21 protein-coding genes are annotated in these 18,359 nt (G+C 27.9%); 5 read left to right on the forward strand and 16 right to left on the reverse strand.

The annotated features are described in order from the left end of the window. Positions 1–15: 15 nt before the first annotated feature. Genes bhYOR_RS01515 through bhYOR_RS01560 form a run of 10 tightly spaced genes read right to left on the reverse strand, consistent with a single transcriptional unit; the run spans position 16 to position 7,543 of the window. A complete protein-coding gene (locus bhYOR_RS01515; RefSeq protein ID WP_025399645.1) occupies positions 16–297 on the reverse strand; it encodes a hypothetical protein in 282 nt (93 codons plus the stop codon). Then, positions 294–1,184 (reverse strand): 16S rRNA (cytosine(1402)-N(4))-methyltransferase RsmH, encoded by an 891-nt coding sequence (gene rsmH / locus bhYOR_RS01520; RefSeq protein WP_025434008.1) that lies wholly within the window; start codon positions 1,182–1,184, stop codon positions 294–296. Before rsmH ends, bhYOR_RS01515 begins: the two co-directional genes overlap by 4 nt. Further along, entirely contained in the window at positions 1,177–1,998 is an 822-nt protein-coding gene (locus bhYOR_RS01525) for a hypothetical protein (RefSeq protein ID WP_080684267.1), read from the reverse strand. Before bhYOR_RS01525 ends, rsmH begins: the two co-directional genes overlap by 8 nt. Before the next feature lie 5 nt (positions 1,999–2,003). Beyond that, on the reverse strand, positions 2,004–3,077 hold the full coding sequence (locus tag bhYOR_RS01530) for a hypothetical protein (RefSeq protein ID WP_025434010.1): 1,074 nt from the start codon (positions 3,075–3,077) through the stop codon (positions 2,004–2,006). 17 nt (positions 3,078–3,094) lie between these two features. Then, positions 3,095–3,853 (reverse strand): hypothetical protein, encoded by a 759-nt coding sequence (locus tag bhYOR_RS01535; protein WP_025434011.1) that lies wholly within the window; start codon positions 3,851–3,853, stop codon positions 3,095–3,097. Positions 3,854–3,876: 23 nt separating this feature from the next. After that, positions 3,877–4,119, reverse strand: coding sequence for a hypothetical protein (locus tag bhYOR_RS01540; protein WP_241763795.1), 243 nt, complete (start codon positions 4,117–4,119; stop codon positions 3,877–3,879). Further along, positions 4,104–5,567, reverse strand: a complete 1,464-nt coding sequence (locus bhYOR_RS01545; protein ID WP_241763796.1) for a DNA repair protein RecN — start codon at positions 5,565–5,567, stop codon at positions 4,104–4,106. Before bhYOR_RS01545 ends, bhYOR_RS01540 begins: the two co-directional genes overlap by 16 nt. Before the next feature lie 3 nt (positions 5,568–5,570). Next, positions 5,571–6,407 (reverse strand): NAD(+)/NADH kinase, encoded by an 837-nt coding sequence (locus bhYOR_RS01550; RefSeq protein WP_025399650.1) that lies wholly within the window; start codon positions 6,405–6,407, stop codon positions 5,571–5,573. Then, positions 6,397–6,927 carry a chemotaxis protein CheW gene (locus bhYOR_RS01555; RefSeq protein ID WP_025399651.1) on the reverse strand — a complete coding sequence of 177 codons (531 nt, stop codon included), beginning with the start codon at positions 6,925–6,927 and terminating at the stop codon, positions 6,397–6,399. Before bhYOR_RS01555 ends, bhYOR_RS01550 begins: the two co-directional genes overlap by 11 nt. A 22-nt stretch (positions 6,928–6,949) precedes the next feature. Then, positions 6,950–7,543: an SAM-dependent methyltransferase gene (locus bhYOR_RS01560; RefSeq protein ID WP_025399652.1), complete on the reverse strand. Its 594-nt coding sequence runs from the start codon at positions 7,541–7,543 to the stop codon at positions 6,950–6,952. A gap of 53 nt (positions 7,544–7,596) precedes the next feature. Between bhYOR_RS01560 and bhYOR_RS01565 the strand changes: the two genes are divergently transcribed. Both bhYOR_RS01565 and bhYOR_RS01570 read left to right on the forward strand, forming a co-directional pair. After that, positions 7,597–8,643, forward strand: a complete 1,047-nt coding sequence (locus tag bhYOR_RS01565; protein WP_025399653.1) for a polyprenyl synthetase family protein — start codon at positions 7,597–7,599, stop codon at positions 8,641–8,643. Next, positions 8,640–9,320, forward strand: a complete 681-nt coding sequence (locus bhYOR_RS01570) for a tetratricopeptide repeat protein (RefSeq protein WP_025399654.1) — start codon at positions 8,640–8,642, stop codon at positions 9,318–9,320. The genes bhYOR_RS01565 and bhYOR_RS01570 overlap by 4 nt, the downstream gene beginning before the upstream one ends. Here the strand turns inward: bhYOR_RS01570 and bhYOR_RS01575 are convergent. The 5 genes from bhYOR_RS01575 to bhYOR_RS01595 form a co-directional block, all read right to left on the reverse strand. Beyond that, the gene (locus bhYOR_RS01575) at positions 9,307–10,113 is read right to left on the reverse strand and encodes a membrane protein (protein ID WP_025399655.1); all 807 of its coding nucleotides are present in this window, start codon (positions 10,111–10,113) and stop codon (positions 9,307–9,309) included. The two genes, bhYOR_RS01570 and bhYOR_RS01575, sit on opposite strands and share 14 nt — an antisense overlap. Continuing rightward, on the reverse strand, positions 10,114–11,046 hold the full coding sequence (locus bhYOR_RS01580; protein WP_025399656.1) for an ABC transporter permease: 933 nt from the start codon (positions 11,044–11,046) through the stop codon (positions 10,114–10,116). It lies immediately after the preceding gene. Beyond that, a complete protein-coding gene (locus bhYOR_RS01585; RefSeq protein ID WP_025434012.1) occupies positions 11,043–12,500 on the reverse strand; it encodes an ATP-binding cassette domain-containing protein in 1,458 nt (485 codons plus the stop codon). Before bhYOR_RS01585 ends, bhYOR_RS01580 begins: the two co-directional genes overlap by 4 nt. A gap of 3 nt (positions 12,501–12,503) precedes the next feature. After that, positions 12,504–13,568, reverse strand: coding sequence for a BMP family ABC transporter substrate-binding protein (locus bhYOR_RS01590; RefSeq protein WP_456237572.1), 1,065 nt, complete (start codon positions 13,566–13,568; stop codon positions 12,504–12,506). 451 nt (positions 13,569–14,019) lie between these two features. Then, positions 14,020–15,027: a hypothetical protein gene (locus tag bhYOR_RS01595; RefSeq protein ID WP_051473517.1), complete on the reverse strand. Its 1,008-nt coding sequence runs from the start codon at positions 15,025–15,027 to the stop codon at positions 14,020–14,022. 291 nt (positions 15,028–15,318) lie between these two features. Here bhYOR_RS01595 and bhYOR_RS08130 point away from each other — a divergent pair, with 291 nt between their 5' ends. From bhYOR_RS08130 to bhYOR_RS01605, 3 genes are all read left to right on the forward strand, one after another. Next, positions 15,319–15,450: a hypothetical protein gene (locus bhYOR_RS08130; protein WP_281506139.1), complete on the forward strand. Its 132-nt coding sequence runs from the start codon at positions 15,319–15,321 to the stop codon at positions 15,448–15,450. Between the two features lie 169 nt (positions 15,451–15,619). After that, complete coding sequence (locus bhYOR_RS01600; protein ID WP_025399660.1) at positions 15,620–16,741, forward strand: LysM peptidoglycan-binding domain-containing protein; 1,122 nt, start codon at positions 15,620–15,622, stop codon at positions 16,739–16,741. A gap of 94 nt (positions 16,742–16,835) precedes the next feature. Then, positions 16,836–17,207, forward strand: a complete 372-nt coding sequence (locus bhYOR_RS01605) for an outer membrane protein assembly factor BamD (RefSeq protein WP_247088166.1) — start codon at positions 16,836–16,838, stop codon at positions 17,205–17,207. Between the two features lie 34 nt (positions 17,208–17,241). Here bhYOR_RS01605 and bhYOR_RS01610 read toward each other — a convergent pair whose 3' ends face one another. Further along, positions 17,242–18,357: a VWA domain-containing protein gene (locus bhYOR_RS01610; protein ID WP_025399662.1), complete on the reverse strand. Its 1,116-nt coding sequence runs from the start codon at positions 18,355–18,357 to the stop codon at positions 17,242–17,244. Positions 18,358–18,359 lie beyond the last annotated feature (2 nt).

The raw sequence follows: 18,359 nt of genomic DNA on the forward strand, positions 1-18,359 counted from the left end.
ACACCCTCATAACTCCTATCGTTTAATAATATTTATATCCTTATTATCCTTTTTTTCTAAATTCAAATAATTTTGACTAAGTTCTTCGATCCTATCAATACTTTGAAGTTCATATATTATGGTTAACAATCTAAGATTTCCATCAATAATATTACTTTGTTCATCATTTAAATCATCAAACTCGCGCAGCTTTACAACATATCTAAAATTAAGATAAATATTTAAGCATATTACAATTGTTAATATCAAAATCAATAAACAGTACAATCTAACTTCAATTCTTCCTATCTTACTCATATAATTTTTCTTATGGCTCTAAGCTTAGCACTTCTTGATGCATTATTGCATCTCTTCTCTTCAAAGCTTGCAATTATAGGCTTTTTAGTAAGTATACAATATTGTTCTTTATTTAAACCTTTAAAAAACTCTTTTACAATTTTATCTTCTAGGGAATGAAATGTAATAATAGCTAAGATCCCATTCCTTGATAAGCTTTCTACCCATAACGGCAAACTTCTCTTTAAACGAAAAAGCTCATCATTAACATAAATTCTTAACGCTTGAAAAGTTTTAGTTGCTGGATTTATTTTAAGCTTTATTCTAGGATACGCTTTACTAATTATACTCTGAAGCTCTTTTGAGGTTTTTATTTTCTTAATCCTTCTATATTCCAAAATAGAACTAACAATTCTCTTAAAGTAATATTCACCACCAAACTCATAAATTAAGTTTTCAAGTCTTACCTTATCAAAAGTATTGACAATATCATAAGCACTAAGACCCCCAGCACCAGGATTAAGTCTCATATCTAATCTTTCATCTTCAAAAAAAGAAAATCCCCTACCACTCATTTTGTAATGAAACATAGAGATGCCAAGATCAGCTAAAATAAAATTGGCTTTACTACTTAAAGAATATTCACTAAAGAAATCATCAAACCAAGCATTAAAATATGAAACCTTTCCCTTAAATTCTACAAGAAACTCTTTTGCCCTATTTAAAATAATATCATCCCTTTCAATCCCAATCACACTTATGTTTTGATATTTCCTCAAAACCGCACTTGAATGACCACCTTCCCCAAGAGTGCAATCAACAAAAATAAATCCATCATTTACATATACAGCATCTAAAAGATTAATAATTTCATCAAGAAGTACAGGGATATGAAAAATATCACCCATTCAGTGTAAACCTATAAGTCAAACTATTCTCGGTATTATAAACATCTCCATATTTGATCTTAATTTCGTTATGACCGCTAGTAAATTCAAGATTATTTATCTCAAAATTACCATTATTTCTTTTTATATTAAAAATATCCAAATTATAATTTTTATCTCCAGAAACAACATATGAATTATTATCTAAAGATATGCTTTGAAAATCAGCACGAAAAATACTGTTATTATTTAGAAATACTTCAAAATAATAAATACCATTAAGGGCTTTTGAAGTATTAACATCCTTTTTTGAAAAATTTAAAACAAGGCCATAATTACCCAATTCCAAATCCACATCCCCTTTTAGCTCAAACATTGTATCATCCTTACCTTTTAAAAGGATATTACTTAAACAAAAGGAAGAATTAATATTTAAATTATTTCTATTCTTTATCACAAATAAAGGATTAACTATCTCTCCACTATACCGATCAACAACTATTACATCAAAAACTTTACTATCATTTAAAAAAACTTTCTCATTCTTGTATACAAAATCACCAAAAAACTCCAAATTAAGACCTAAATCTTTATCAAAAAGGATCAAAATACTTCCATCATATTCACTCGTCTTATTCCTGGAATACAAAATTTTATAATTATTTGAAAAAATAGAAAAGTGTGTATCTAAAGCTCGTAATTTTATACCAATACTTAAAGTATCATCTTTTGATTCTCCAAAATCACTCACCAAATCAAACTTCTCGCCCTTGCCAAATTCCAAAAACGCATATAAATTAGAAAAACTAAAGAAAAAAAGAAAAGCAATTATCATTATAACTACAGCCCCAAATACTTTAAATCACTATCATTATTAAAATATAAAATTCCTTCATCAAATTCAACATATGAATTTATCTTATCTTTAAAAAAGATATTATCAAATAACTTATAAAAATCTACAGAATAAGTCCTTATATTGATAATACCACCACTCAAATCATAAAAATATATCCTATATACTCTAGAAAAAGAATCATACGAGGCTTTTAAAACAGAATTTTTATTATAAACTCTAAAAATTTTACCACTTTCAATATTAAATATTAAAAATGAATCTACAGTTTCAATAAACACATTATAAAACCTATCGATCTTAAAAAAAGGATTAAAATCTTTAAGCTTTAAATCCTTCAAATATAAAACCCGATTATATCCATCCTCTAAGTTAACCACCTCCAGAGAAGATTCCTCATCATCTCTTAAAATACATAAATATTTATTATCTAAGCTTAACTTAACACATATAACTGGAAAGCCAATACCCAACAAATCACCGCTATAAACCATCTTCCCACGCTTATAAACATAAGTTTTGCCATCAGAAAGGCCTAAAGCCAAAACATCATCATTATAATCAATACCTAATATTGAGGCTATAAACTTGAGAGATAAAATATTGCTTCCATCTGCTCCATAAACTTCTAAAGTCTTATATAAATTATTTAAAGCAAAAATAACATTATTTTTTGCAAAAACAAAATCTTTATATGCCAAAGAAAACAAAAATTTATTTGTCTCTTTAGAAAACACAGAATAATTATTTTTAAACCTGCTAAGCACATAATAATAGTCTGAAAAACTTACCAAACGATCACTTATAACATGATAATAATATTTATTATTATCTAGATTTAAAATTTGATCTTTAATAAAAACATTATTTCTGGGAACAATATCAACTAAGCTATCAGACTTCTTGAAGTGATTAAACTTATAAAAGGTCGAAATATCAATCGTTGACTTCAAAAGAGAATCGACTAAAACTATGAACATCAATAAAAAAACTACTAACAAAAAAAATTTGATTTTTCCAAATTTAGTTAAATTTTCTTTATAAAAATTCACACTTATTAACGTCCTCCCCAAATTCACTTATTCTTGCCTAAATCTGCCTGAAATTTAACAGACCAAACTTCATGAAATTTTGCAAACTTCTCAGCTATTTCCTTTTGAGAAGTAACAGTAGCTAAAATTTTTCCGGCCTGAATGTAATTTAAAATCTGCTCCGAGAGTCCGTAAGCTCCATTTACTTCATATCTCGCTCTTAATAAAAATGCCCCTTCTTCTAAAAGTTCTAAAGATTTAATAAGATGAGCTAATTGAACCTTATAAAAAGGACTCTCAATAACTAAATTTTTTGAAAGATTCTTAAAATCAATGAAATTTTTAGCCAAAATAATAAATTTAAGATATATATCTTCTAAAAAATGAATTGATTTAGAATCACCTTTGCTAAAATACATTCCCAAATCAATAAGATATCCCAACTTCTTAATAATCAAAAATCTCTCTTCAGGGTTTAAATTAATCACAGATTTGGCAGCCATAAGTTCGCTAACAGAAATAAGTAAAACAGGACTTACAAACAATGAAAAGCTAGAAATAAAATTAAAAAGATTTGTTCGAAAATCATAGTTAACCTTTAATCTAGGCCTTGTATAAAAATAATTTAATGACGCAATATAACTTAGAACATTTAAATTTAAATCAATAAAGTTAACTGTTACACCTGAATCCCGTGCAAGTTTACCAGACTCCTTTATATTTTTTATGTCGTTTAAAGTTTGCAAAACAAGATTATCAATAAACAAAATTTTTTGATAATTTTCATTATGCACTAAATCCATAAATACCCACTTATAATCAAGTATTACTTTTTCAAAAGCTCTTCTGCATGTTTAAAACTAATATCATTAATGCTCTCACTAAGCATTCGGACAATTTCTAAAGCACGGTCATTATCCAACAATAAAGAAGCCTGAACAAAAGTCTTACCTTTAATACATTCCTTCTTTACTAAGATATGACAATCTGAAAGACTTGCAATATTAGCAAGATGAGTAACAACAATTATCTGCATATTCTCTGACAAACTCTTTAAATACTTGCCCAAACCCACTCCAGACTCGCCCCTATTCCAGAATTAATCTCATCAAATATAATAAGCTTATTCTCACCTACATTCTGAACACTCTTAATAGCTAACATTATTCTTGAAAGCTCACCCCCTGACGCAATTTTATAAATTGGTTGAGCTTTCAAAGCAATACTACTAGAGATTAAAAATTCTACTTCATCTATACCTGTTGATTTAATTTCCGCTTCAGAGATTGACACTAAAAACTCTGCATCACCCATATTACGCTTATGCAAAATCTTAGTTACTTCAGATGCAAAACTCAACGCAGCAGTTTGTCTAATACCTGAGATATCAGATATCAATTTTTTTTCCCTCTCAAACAAACCTTTTAACCTTTGCTCTCTAGCAAATCTTTCAGTCTCAAAATTAAGTGGCGAATTAATAATCTCATCACACCTCTTCCTCAATGCTATGACATCCTCAAGGCTTGGTCCATATCTTTTCTTAAGACGAGAGAGATCGTACAACCGGCTTTCTGCTGATTCAATTTCCTTCTCATCATAAGTCTGGTCAAAAAAATACCTACTATAAGCTTGGCCAATATCCTTAAGTTCATAGTAAGAATTTTTAAGACGATTTTCAAGTTCAAAATAACTATTATTCATTCTTGAGAGATACTCAGCTTCACAAATCACCTTTTTTATCTCACTTAAAACAGAAACACTATCATTCAAACTTAAAACATTTTTTAAACTTAAGAATGCATTGCATAAAGATTCATGATACTTAAGTTCATCTAACTTAATTTTTAAAATTTCTTCCTCACCTACCTTAGGACTAAGAAAATCTATATCATCAATTATTTTTTCACACTCATCCCTACTATCTTTATGAAATTTTTCTTTTGAAACAAAATCATCAAAAATCTTTAAGTATTTAATGTATGCTTCATAAGCTAATTTATATTCTTCCAATTGAGCATTTAAATTAGAATAATTATCTAAAATTTTCAGATTATTTGAGTGGTTTTTCAAAATTAAATACTGTTGATTTTGAGAATGCACCTCAATCAACATATCAAAAATTGACTTTAATACGGCACTAGATATTGGTTCATTATTAATGTAATAATTACTCAAAATCGTGCCTGAAGACTTAAATATAAGTACTCTCTTTATAACAATAAAACCTAAAGCCAATATACCTTTAGAAAACAAATAATCCCTAACATCATCATTTACCCTAAATTTAGCAAGTAAAACACACTCCTGCTCTCCATCAACAATTATATCATTTCTAATCTTTCCACCAAATAAATAATAAATTGATGACAACAATAGGCTTTTTCCACTTCCAGATTCACCAGTAAGTGCTACCAGTCCGGTACTTAACTTAATGGACAGCTCTTTAATTAAAACGAAATTTTTTATAAAAAGTTCAACTAACATATAAAATAAAAATAAGTTATTATAAAACGCCATACCTTATAATAACTTATTTTTAAGCCTTCTAACAAAAGTATCTGTACAAAATGATGCAAAACGTAAACTTTTATTATCAAGTCCCAACTCAAAAACAATATCAACCCCGAATGTACCAATATTAACACCATCAACGAAAATTGATGCTGAGTTTAACGCATATCCTTTCTGAAATGAAAGTAACAACTTACTCCCGCTTGAAAAAACAAAAGAACGATTATAAACAGAATGTGGAGAAATAGGGGTTAAGATAAAAGCCCTAAGATCTGATTCTAAAATAGAGCCACCTGCTGAGAAAGAATATCCGGTTGAACCTGTTGGGGTTGCAAATATTATTCCATCACTCCTATATGAAAGGAAATCTTCTGAATTAACCTTAAGATTTACATAAATCAATTTATTAAGAACACTAGAACGAATAATTACATCATTTAAAGCATATTTGGTAAACATATTATTTCCATTCTCATAAGCACTAATACTAAGCAAATATTTTTTATGAATAAATAAAGAATTATTGAAAAATTTATCTATTACTTCTTTAAAATCTTTGGGTTTTATATCTGCTAAAAATCCTACCTTGCCCAAATTTATCGAAATAATTGGAATATCAATATCATTTTTCAAAAGCAAACTACTAGCCAATAAAACTGTCCCATCTCCACCCAAAGTTATTGCAAAAATCAAATCATCCTCAGTTAATACCTCTGAAGATTTATTAATCCCTGCAAACAAGCTTAAAACACCATATTTATGTTCTAGATATTTTTGTATTTCACAAGCAAGCACTTCAGCATCTAAATTTGAATAATTTACGTAAATTAAAACTTTACTCTTCATTACTCTCCTTATATGGAATCCTTTCAAATTCACTCTTATCAAATATCCGTTCAATATCAATTAAAATTAAATATTCACTCTCAAAATTTTCCTCTTTCTCAATTCTAATAACACCAGATATGTATTTTCTATCTAAAGTTTGCAGGGTCGCAGGAGGTTCCTGCACCCTCGATACATCAAAGCTAATGACTTTTAGAACTTTATCTACAAATATTCCTAAAAGCTTATCTTTAATATTAACTATTAAATAACCTGTCAAAAGCTTATCTTCTTCCGTTGCATAAACAGAAGGAATTTTAAATCTAATATTTAAATTTATTAAAGGAATAACATTTCCTCTAAGATTATAAATACCTGTAATATAATTAGGAACATTGGGTATTGCATATATACCTTCAAAAGGCACTTTAATTACTTCTCTAATGTGCTCTATTGCAACCCCATAACTTTCCTTGCCTATCTTAAAACATGCAACTTGCAAAGAAGACTTTTTTTCTATAACTTTTTCCTTTATAAACATATCCCAACACCCTTAAAGTAGCTTAAATATTTGTATCCAATTTAATAAAATCTTTAGATAAAAAATAAACTTCAAAAGAATTCTTCCGAACAGCTTTAGGCCTTATTTTTTTAACAAGCTTAAAACAACTCTTAAGCTTATAAAAAAGCTGTTCTTCCTCGCCTCCTTGAAAAACCTTAAGTAATAAATTTCCACCTCTTATCAAGACCTGGGACGCCAATTCAACTATTCTCATATTCAAATTAAAAGAATTGCTTGTATCAACCAATCTATTACCAGTGGTCTTAGGCGCCACATCACTTATAATTAAACTATAAGGTGCAAAAGTTTTGATCTTTTGAGAAACCTCGTCAATATATATATCGCCCTTGATAAAATAAAAATTATTAGTAAAATTAAGCTTTATATCATTAAAATCAACTGCAACAAGCACTCCATTTTTAAGCTTGCCATAAGCATATTGAGAAAAACTGCCAGGAGATGCTCCAATATCCAATATATTGCCAGAAGAAAACAAAGCAAACCTCTGATCAATCTCGATTAACTTATAAACAGATCTAGCAAGATACCCTTCTTTTTTAGCTCTTCGTGAATACTCGTCAACAACATTGTACATATTGATTCTCTTCAATACACTTAATCATTATACTTTTTATTATAATTATTATTATGCAAAATAAATCATTTTTGGATAAGATCGAAAAAAATATTAATTATATATTCTCAAAAGATCACTTTCTCAATTTATTTAAAGACAAAGATTTAAATCTCAAACTTAATACACAAGAAAGTACAATAAAGACAATTAAAGCTCCAGCTATTGAAATAATAAATAGAGGGGGAAAAAGAATAAGACCAATGCTAATGATTTTACTAGCACACGCATTAGGATATAACAATAGCAATACCAAAAATCTATACAAATTAAGCATGTTACTTGAATTACCTCATTCTGGAAGTCTAATTATTGATGATATAGAAGATGGTGCCATTAAAAGAAGAGGCAAACCTGCTATTCACTTAATTTACGGACTAGATAATAGTATTAATACAGCAAATTTAATTTACTTTCTGCCTGCAAAATTAATACAAACTGCAAATTTAAAAACAAGTCAACAACTATTAATTTATGAAAATTTCTTCACAACTCTCTCAAATCTTCACCTAGGACAAGGAATTGACATCGCATTTCATAATGGAACATACATTCCAAACGTCGAAGAATATATATCTTTAGTTGAACTTAAGACAAGCTCACTTTTTGGAATGGCTGGATTTTTAGCTGGAATACTTACAAACAATGAAAATAAAGCAAAAAATCTTTATAACACATTCATGAAGCTTGGAACCTGTTTCCAAATAATAGACGATATTAAAAATATTAAAGATGGGATTAATGGCAAAGAATTTGGAGATGATTTAATTGAAGGGAAAAAAAGCTTACCCATAATATACTTTTTAAAAGAAAAACAATTTGATGAACAAATCATTCAAGACCTAAGCAAAATTAAAAATAAACCTATAGATGAATCAAGAGAAGAAATATTAAAATTTAGCAATATGATTAACTCATCAAGTGCCATCAAAGCTTCCTCAACTCTTGCAATATCGTACCTTAATAAATTTATAGAAGAGTTAAACTCATACACATTGATCAACAAATATAAAGATATGATAATGGATATTGTAAAGAAAATAAAAAAGGATAATCTATGAAAAAATATGCAATAATGCTAATTTGGATAAACATCACCACTCATATTTATGCAACAATTCCTACAGAAGATATAAATAACAATAAAATAGATGAACTTTATACAAAATCAATATTACTCAAAGAGCTTAAAAAATATAATCAATCTAAATCATTATTAATGCAAATTATAAATAAAGATCCAAAACAAGTTGATGCATATTTGCTGATTGCAGAATTAGAATACTTAATGAACAACTGGTTGCAAGCAATAGAACAAACAAAAATTTATCTACAAATAATTGATTTTAAAGATACAAAAAATTACCTTGATATTTCATGGGCATATTTTCTCATTGGAGAGTCAAGCAACTCAATGGACTATATAATTCAATTTATTCAAGATAATAAAGAATTACTAAATACTAACATATACATATTAATTGACACTATTTTAAAAAAAGGATTTTACCACTTCATACAAGATGAAGATTTAATGTTTAATCTCATAATTACTACTATTTTTCAAATAGAAACATATGATGACACCATATTCACAATTTTTCTAAACAATTTAGCTATCATCAAACAAATTCCTTTTTATGAATTTAATAAAATTAAGATCAAAGACTTAGAATTACAAATTAAGACCTTAAAAAAGATTAAAAATTCAATGAATGGCATTGCTAAAATAACTTAGTTTTTCTAAAAAGTGCAACAAATATATTAATTAATATAGCCATATAAAAGGACAATGAAAGAGCAAAATAAGAATTAACATAATCTTGAAAATTAAAAAACTTGTATTCAATAAATATCATCAAGAATGCACTTGGAAAAATAAGCCAAGGATTCGCAAATGCAATATATAGCATACAAATAGCAAGCCAACCATTATTTAATCCTAAATCATAAGAATAAACATTAAAATTTATAGCAAGAAATGAACCTGAAATACTTGCAGATATTACGGACATAAAAATAGCAAAAGATCTAAAGTAATTACTAGTTTGCTCACCTAAGATATTCTCATAATCACTCGAACGAATAAACTCAAAAACTACTCTAACTCTTGAATAATTTATTACATAAATACTAAAACATAAGAAAACGAAAAAAAATATAATAAAAAAAGTAACAGCAAAATTATTGGAAATATTTAAACTAAATCCTGGAATAAAATTGAAATTAGCTTTCATCAAAAGCCTAACTAAAAAATAACACAATATGTTAATTCCTATACCTGTTATAAAAATATTATAGCCATTTCTTACAAGAAAAGATAAAAAAACCCCAAAGATCAAACTAATAAAAATCGTCATAACAACTGCAGCAAATATCCCATACCCCAAATAAATAAAAAGGGATGTTAAAAAAACAGCTAAAAAAGAAATTCCTTCAATAGATATATTTAAAAGTCCTACTCTTTCGGTATAAAGAACTCCAAGTGCCAAATATGCAAATATTATAGAATGCAAAAAAATAGCAAACATTTATTTTCTACCTGAATTAATTAAAAACAATGAGATAAAAATCGAAAGAGCTTGATATAAACCAATAAATTCAAATTTAAATGAATAATTTATTTTAAGATAATTATTAAATTCATTCAGCATTGCAAAAAACAAACTAAAACACAATACATACACATAATTAAATCCTGAAACTACAGCAATAATAAATCCATTCCAACCAAGTCCAGAAGTTAAGCCTAGAAATAAATAATTCTTAAAAAAGATTAAAAATATTGAACCCACAAGACCATTTAAAAAAGCACTAGTAAATACTGTAAAAAACTTATACTTAAATTCATTAATACTAAAAAATTTGCTTAGCAGCTTTCTATCACTCAATATTTCAAGTTTTAATCCTAAAATAGTTCTCTTATGAATAAATACATAACATCCCCAAACCAAAATACTAAATAAAAATAAATATGGAAAAGCGGTATCAAGAGCAAATATCTTATCAATACTCTTTGTCTGATTTAAAAGTCCATTTGAACCTAAAAGCTTTGATATAAAGCCATCAACTAATCTCTGATTTCCATAAGACATCAAAAGACCTGTAAGCATTCCATTTACTCCACAAAAAAATGTTAATAAAAAAGGTATAATTCCTATTATGCCAACTAAAAATGAGCTTAAAATCATTATTAATACAAAATTAAAGTATGTAAGCCCACAAAATTCACAAAATACATATGATAAAAATGCTCCAAAATAAACTTGCCCTTCATCACCAAGAGTCAAACTGTTACTCTTAGCACAAGTTGAAATTCCTGTAGCAATTAATAAGAGCAAGATAAAGTTCCACAATATCACTTTCATATAAGAAAAACTAAAAAACCCATCAAAAAAATAGCTAATACCCAACACACTAAGTGAAAACATTAACAAAATATATTCCCTTTTAAGTTCCCTCATATAAACAACATTTCCTTTAAAATTGCTTTGTTGATATATTCCCTTTTTAATCTCAATACAACCTCACCGGCCTTTATTGCTAAAATATCATCAGATAAAAGAAGTAGTTCATCTAAATTAGGAGTAATTAATAATACAGGCTTTTCATTAGAAAAATGACGAATAAAATTAGATATCTCACTATATGCTCTATAGTCTAGATTACTAAGAGGTGAAAAACAAATTAAAAAGCTCTTTGTAATATATTTTTCTCTAAAAAGAGCAAGTTTTTTTAAAGTTCCTCCAGAGAATGCCAAAGATTTAGAATAAAAAATCTTTAATATCTTACTATCACAATATTCCATATCATTTTTGAAAAATTTTTTAAGCTTATTAATAGTAGATTGCTTAATCAAAACTTCATTTTCAAAACTCATTATCTTGGCTAAAAAGCTATCTAATATAGTCGTATTATCAGAAAACAAATTGCCAATTCCTAAAGGTAAAAATCCGGCCTTCAGCTCATAAAAATTAATATGTTCATATCTATGCCCATTCATTTTTATGCACCCTACAAATGGAATCTCACCTAAGAATAATTTTTCCCATGTTTTTATTGCTGCTTCTTCTGCAATAATTCCTAAAACCCCTCTCTTTTTCAAAGAAAAACTAATATCATATTTCCAAAAATCTTCAAAAAATAAATTAAATTTTATCAAATCTTCATTTGGCGCACCACGCCTAATATTTGTAGCAATAAACTTATCAGCAGGGATTTCAAGCTTGCTAAGTATTACTTCTTTATTTGTTGTTCTAAAGCACTTTCCATCTTTTAAAATAATAAATTCATCACTAAACTTTATGGCATCCCCAATCTCTCTATGTGTAATAAAAAGAGAGGTAATGCCTGCTATTTTAAGGGCTTGAAGCAATTTAATAAACTCTTGGGCCTCTTTTTGAGAAAAATAAGCAACACTCTCATCAAAAATAATGATCTTTGCATTTCTTTTAAGGGAAGAAATAATAAGCAAAAAATATATTTCTTTAATATTCAAATCTTGTATTCTGGCCTCTAGTTCAAAATCAATATTATAAAATTGCCTAAGCCATTTATAATACCCATAGGTCTTAGATTTATTCATTGGCGTAAAAAATTGAGAATCAAACCAATAAATACTAAGATATTCCCAAACCTTTAAGTTCATATTAAGTTTTGGAATCTGCGACACAATATAAACACCATTGCTCTTTGCCACATCCACATTCCAGTTTTTCTGCTTATTATTCTTTACAAATACATCACCACTATCAAAATGAATAAATCCAGCTATTATTTTTGATAAAGTACTCTTACCTTCTCCATTCCTGCCAATAACAGTCAAAATCTTAGCTTCTTCAATTCTTAAATTGACACTATCTAGAATAGGTCTCTCAACATCTGGAAAAGATTTTACTATGTTTTTAAACTCTACCATAAATCATTCTAAATCTATTTCGATCCCAGTATCATTTATCTCTCTCATCTTCGCCTCTAGCTTTTCTTTAAGCTTTGAATCAGTCTTCTCTACATAAAACTTATTTAACAAATTAAATGAAACCCCCCTTTCTTTAAAGCCAAGGACTTTATAAGTTCCATATTTAATCTCGCCTTTAAGAGCCTTATCCAAGACTTTTTCTAAATAAAATCTTTGATTTGTAATTCCTGAACCAATAACATTATCTTTATTATCCAAATAATCCTCATCATCAAAAAGAACAGCAAAAACACCATGCTCACGAACTGATGAGAGAACTCCTTTAATAGCTGCACCCACAATTGGAAGAATTACAGAAACCCCTGAATCTAAAATTAAAGAATCAGATAAAACTTTTACTCTATTGATATCATGCCAATTTCCTAAAGTTCTAAAAAACACTTCTGAATCTAAAATCTCTCTAATGCCATTCTTGAAATAAGGAAAAATATAATTATTCATAACAGGATATTCTTGCCCAGCAATCAAAGCAACATTCTTATTTGACAAATTAGAACCCTTTAAAAATAAACCCACGTAATAGCCCAATATGTAAGCTTCTTCTGCAACATTATAAGAGAGTGAATACACTTGGGGATTAGTATTCTTAACTAAAGAATCAAAAAGCAAAAATTTAGTATAAGGATAATTTTGGGAAACCCTATCAATAATTCCTTGCATTACATTATTTGTCGTTATCAAAAAATCATAATTTTTAGAATTTAATAACTTTTCAAGTAATTCTATCCATTCATGCCGATTAAATCCAGCTTCAAATAACTTAACATCAATACCACTTCTATTTTTTTGAAATTCAATCAAAAAGTCATACATTGCGCTATAAGAAGGCGAACCACTAATGACCCCAGGGATAAACAATGCAATTTTTATATTAGATGAAGGCTTAATTTCTTTAATTTTAAAGAAATTAATATAAACAAATAAAAATAAACAAATTAGTGAAATAAAAATCCAAAAAATTCTGAAAAAAAGAACTCTACACACAGCAATAAAACACCTTTTTCTCATAAATTGAAATCAATCTTGATACTATGAGAACAAAATGGCATAAAATCAAAAACCTAAAACTCACAACACACCAACTTTTTAAAAAAAGTTTCTTTGTAAAAAGATATCATAAAAGACTCTATCACGTCCAATTTTAATACGGTTTTGATTAAATTTGATTAGAAACATAGGTTCTAGGTCAATATAACAAGAAATTAATGCAAGAAATAGTCTAAATTAAATTAAAATTACTAACCTTTAATGATGAATTTTCAAAATTCAAATACTTAAAACAAGCATTATTATAATCACCTAAAATTCATGATAAAACACTTAATAATTAATAAACTGAACATCTCTCCCCCAAAATTGCTCACAGTAACGTTAAAATCTGACAAGCATTTATATTTTTAATCAATTTTAGTAAAATTTTACCTCTAATTTTTTGTTTTGATAAAATCATTCACCACAATCAAAACTCTCTAGGTTTTAACAAATAAAATTCATTAACACGTAAATTACTAGGAATATCACCATTTGTGCGAACTAAATACATTTTGAAAGAATGAATGGTTTTAAAAAACTTCTTTGTTAAGGCAGCTCGATTCATTTTATAATCTTCTAAAAATTTTAAAATAAAACCATGGGAGCTTAATCTATCAAACACATCGGAAGAATGCTTAACAATATTTTCTATAAAAAAACACACATTGGCCAAATAAATAAAATTATTAAAAAGAATACCTATCCTACCTCTTAGATAATTGACATAATTTATCATGTCGACTCTATTTCCTAAGGTATAATTTTTATCCTCTAAACTCCACTTTGAATATATGGTATTAAATTTAGGATCTCTTACCAGAGAATCATATACAAAATCAAATTTAAAACTATCTTCAACATATTTTGAGAATATGTAAGTTGAACGCTTATTATTTAGAGAAATAAAATTTCTACGGGACATTTCTCTCAAATTTTGAATTACATTTTTCGACACAGAATCACTGGTTTTATATAAAAAAGAATTATCATCCCAAAGTAAAATACTAGTACCTGCTGAAATCCAATATTCATCCTTGTTATAATGTTTAAGAACACCGTCAAAAACACTAACAAAATAATTATTAAAATATTCACAATTTACATAAAATTTTGCCGGAGCAGCAGTCATAAAAAAATAATTATTTACATCAACAGAAAATGAAGAACCTTGAACAACCTCATAAATAGCTACTTCTAAACTTCCCTTAAACAAATATATTTTCGCATCTTGCATATCCTTAAGAGAAGAATAACAAACAAGACTATGCGTGTTAGAATACAAAGTTAAATCTGACGTAATACCATTTATTCCATATAAACCTATTTTAAGCTTAGAATTATCCCCCACTTCAATAAAATCATATTCAAAAATTTCATCTCCCAAATTTAATTTGACAGGAACAGCATTTCTTACAACATTAATCTGCCCTTCCATTTCTTTAATAGACGCCACTTGAGAGAATAATGTCACTTGCAAGAATAAAAGCACAAGGATAATAATATATGATTTCAAAATCAAATTTTCCTTCTTTATAAAATCTTATAAGCTTAATTATACCTTTTTTAAAAAGATTTACTAACTTCAATAAAAATGAAAAATAAGCTATACTTTTTAAAAAGTATAATATTATTTATACTAATGCCTGTTCGTTTAAAGAATCTAAGGTATGATAAAAGCTACAGTTTATGTAGCGTGCTAATTTTATGTCAAAAGGATGTACTTATGATGAAAAAAAATAAAGTATTATTTTTAATATTCTCTATGTTTGCTTTTTCCCTAATTTCATGTGAAACCCCTCCAGAAGAGAGAACATGTGGGGATGCTAATATTTTAAAGTCACATAAAAGCAAGGGTTAGGGATTGATACAGTAAAAATAAAACGTAATATAGCAGCAAAAAATTGTATAATGCCAAATTGTGTAATAATATACTACTTAGAGGCTTTATGCAAAGATAAAAGAATTGATGCCTAAAAAGCAAAATTCTTAATTTTATGTAGTCAATATCACATAAGAAGGATGTATTTATGATAAAAAAAAGCAAGTTATTATTTTTAATGTTATCCGTATTTGCTATTCTCCTGATTTCATGTGAAACCCCACCAGAAGATAAAAAAAATGCAAACTCTAAAATCTCAATTAAGGAAACTGGAGATATAAAAAGAGACATTGAGGAAATGAAAAACGGTGTCATAAGAGAGCGGGGAAATCTTTTCTACTCTAAGGAATTTAATGAAGCTGAAAAGATTGAAAGAGATATGAAAGCAAAATTTGCAAAGGGAATGATTAAACAAGGCAATGAAGTTGCCCTAAAAGTATTAGAAAGATACAGAAATATCGCAAGAGATGTAACAGAAAAAAAAGAAAAAATAAACTACTTGAAAGAAAATATTGAAAAATATTTAAATGATGCTGAAGTTAATGAAGCATACATATGGATCCCATTAGAAATCGATGAAGTAAATAACTTATATTTTGAGGCAACAAGAAAATACAAAATGTATGACATTGAAAATTCTCTTGGAATGTACAGCAAAACATTTAATAAGGCACAACAAACTGCTAAGAAGGCAAAAGAAGCAAGAGCTCTTAAGGAAACAGAAGAGAGAATGTATAAACAATTAAAAGCACTGGAAGCTGCTTCTGAACTCCCCATTTACAGCAACAATAAGCTCATTAAACCATCACCATGGAATGGAAGAGCTCTGCTTAAGGATAAAAGCGAACGCATAAACCTTCTAGACTCACAAGGCAAACCTTACTTACTTGGACAAATGGATGCATTAGTACTTGCTTATGAAGAGAAAGCTGAGAACATAGAAAAATCAGACTCAAATAAATTCAAAACACTTCAGCTCATTGAAAAAGCCAGACAACTATGGGAACAAGGACTTGAGGCTAAGAGTCTTAATAATCTTAGACTTGCAAATGAATTATTTTTAGATTCTGCAAGATACCTAAAGGCTTATCAAAGCCACTCAAGTAAGGAATTATATATAGTTAAAATCGGAAATACCTTATGGGGCATTTCTAAGAAATTGTATAATGACCCTTACTTATGGCCAAAAATTTGGTTTGCCAACAGACAAAAAATTCAGAATCCAGACTTAATACATGCAAATTGGAAAATAATAATTCCTTCTAAATAAAACACAAAAAGAAAACAAGCTTACACTTGTTTTCTTTTTTTATATATAATAAAATCAATTTAAATAACTTTTTTACAAAATAAGAGCATAAAAAATGAAAAAACTAGTACTAACAAGCATCCTATTCTTTTCCTGCTATACAGCAGCGCACTTAGACAAACAACTCACAAAAGAAACTCCTTACAGCATTTACTTAAGAAAAGCTCAACAAGCAACAAATGTTAACGATTATCAATCTGCTTTAAAGATATACGAAAAAATGATTGAAAATTACAAAGAAAATAAAAGCATCGTCGCCATTGGAAAGTATGAAATCGCATTCATATATTATGTTAAAAATAAAAAAGAAACAGCAAAAAAGCTATTTGAAGAACTAATACAATCTAATATACAAACACCTAAGTGGATCATTCCCTTATCTCAAAGGATAATAGAAAAGATAAAAATTCAAAAAGATAAAAAATAAGTGCTAACATGCAATTAATGAAAAAAACACTACGCTAATTAAGTAATATTCCATAAATTATAATATCTTTTTCCTTAGCTGCTCTAATAACATCCTCATAAACTATAGGCCCTCGGGGATATTCATGGGGGGGTGCATTACCCAACACAATAATAAACCTACTATCCGCTCTCCAATCAAATTGAGTAACAGCAGAATTAACTCCCTCAAATACTGCCTCAGGATAATCTCCCCCTCCACCCACATTAATGCCTTCAAAAACATTACTTAAATAATCTCTACTATTAAAATCAAAAGATCTTGTCAAAAAATCTTCAAGATAATCTTTATAAAACACAAAACCTACTCTATAAGATCTAAATTGATTTAGCTGGGGTTCTATCATATCCAAAAGGTGTTCTCTTAAAATTTCAATATGATTCTTCATACTATCAGTCACATCAATAACAAAAACAAGATCTAAATCAGAAAGTGGCTCTTCTGATTTTTTTAGAATATCTTTTATTTTATCAACAATATCAAGCCCCTTCTTTGCAACAATAACATCATCCGCAAACCTAGCAAATTCGTCTACTAAACTATTATTTTCAATTGGACCTTCTCGTTGAACATCTCCAAAGAATAACTCATAAGCATTATCCTTATACTGACCTAAATAATCATTATATTTCCTCTCAAAAGTTCTAATTGAAAACCAAAAAGGCTCTTTCTGTCTCTTTAAAACTTCTAAATCAATATCACCACTTCTTGTTGAAAAATTAGGAAAACCATATCTTAATTTCTTAGGTATTAATATATGAAAAGCTTGTCCAAATCTTCTATTTTGGATAGGTGTAGAAGATGTTAATGATAAAAGATGTCTATTTTGAATAACTCTACCATTCAAAATTCTAATCTCATCCCCATTAATCCTATTATACTCTAATGTTCTAAATGAATAAGTAGAGACATCTTTGCTCCTATCTGGAACTTCAAAAGATTCAGTTAAAATCACCGATTTAACATCTGGCTTTTTCCTAATAAAAAGATGAAAACCATCCTCATGAGCCTCAACATACACATCATCAATATTAATACTTAAGTGATCATTCATTGAAGAAAATAAATTAAATACAATAAATAAGGAAATAATAAAGTAAACTTTTTTCATAT

The sequence above is a fragment of the Borrelia nietonii YOR genome (assembly GCF_023035795.1).
Taxonomy (GTDB): domain Bacteria; phylum Spirochaetota; class Spirochaetia; order Borreliales; family Borreliaceae; genus Borrelia; species Borrelia hermsii.

Coding starts and splice junctions, on each gene's coding strand:
- bhYOR_RS01565 (WP_025399653.1), top strand. CDS start 7,597: ATGCAAAATAAATCATTTTTGGATAAGATCGAAAAAAATATTAATTAT.
- bhYOR_RS01610 (WP_025399662.1), bottom strand. CDS start 18,357: ATGAAAAAAGTTTACTTTATTATTTCCTTATTTATTGTATTTAATTTA.
- bhYOR_RS01545 (WP_241763796.1), bottom strand. CDS start 5,567: ATGGCGTTTTATAATAACTTATTTTTATTTTATATGTTAGTTGAACTT.
- bhYOR_RS01550 (WP_025399650.1), bottom strand. CDS start 6,407: ATGAAGAGTAAAGTTTTAATTTACGTAAATTATTCAAATTTAGATGCT.
- bhYOR_RS08130 (WP_281506139.1), top strand. CDS start 15,319: ATGAAAAAAAATAAAGTATTATTTTTAATATTCTCTATGTTTGCTTTT.
- bhYOR_RS01570 (WP_025399654.1), top strand. CDS start 8,640: ATGAAAAAATATGCAATAATGCTAATTTGGATAAACATCACCACTCAT.
- bhYOR_RS01575 (WP_025399655.1), bottom strand. CDS start 10,113: ATGTTTGCTATTTTTTTGCATTCTATAATATTTGCATATTTGGCACTT.
- rsmH (WP_025434008.1), bottom strand. CDS start 1,184: ATGGGTGATATTTTTCATATCCCTGTACTTCTTGATGAAATTATTAAT.
- bhYOR_RS01580 (WP_025399656.1), bottom strand. CDS start 11,046: ATGAGGGAACTTAAAAGGGAATATATTTTGTTAATGTTTTCACTTAGT.
- bhYOR_RS01595 (WP_051473517.1), bottom strand. CDS start 15,027: ATGGAAGGGCAGATTAATGTTGTAAGAAATGCTGTTCCTGTCAAATTA.
- bhYOR_RS01605 (WP_247088166.1), top strand. CDS start 16,836: ATGAAAAAACTAGTACTAACAAGCATCCTATTCTTTTCCTGCTATACA.
- bhYOR_RS01525 (WP_080684267.1), bottom strand. CDS start 1,998: ATGATAATTGCTTTTCTTTTTTTCTTTAGTTTTTCTAATTTATATGCG.
- bhYOR_RS01590 (WP_456237572.1), bottom strand. CDS start 13,568: ATGAGAAAAAGGTGTTTTATTGCTGTGTGTAGAGTTCTTTTTTTCAGA.
- bhYOR_RS01585 (WP_025434012.1), bottom strand. CDS start 12,500: ATGGTAGAGTTTAAAAACATAGTAAAATCTTTTCCAGATGTTGAGAGA.
- bhYOR_RS01555 (WP_025399651.1), bottom strand. CDS start 6,927: ATGTTTATAAAGGAAAAAGTTATAGAAAAAAAGTCTTCTTTGCAAGTT.
- bhYOR_RS01560 (WP_025399652.1), bottom strand. CDS start 7,543: ATGTACAATGTTGTTGACGAGTATTCACGAAGAGCTAAAAAAGAAGGG.
- bhYOR_RS01600 (WP_025399660.1), top strand. CDS start 15,620: ATGATAAAAAAAAGCAAGTTATTATTTTTAATGTTATCCGTATTTGCT.
- bhYOR_RS01535 (WP_025434011.1), bottom strand. CDS start 3,853: ATGGATTTAGTGCATAATGAAAATTATCAAAAAATTTTGTTTATTGAT.
- bhYOR_RS01515 (WP_025399645.1), bottom strand. CDS start 297: ATGAGTAAGATAGGAAGAATTGAAGTTAGATTGTACTGTTTATTGATT.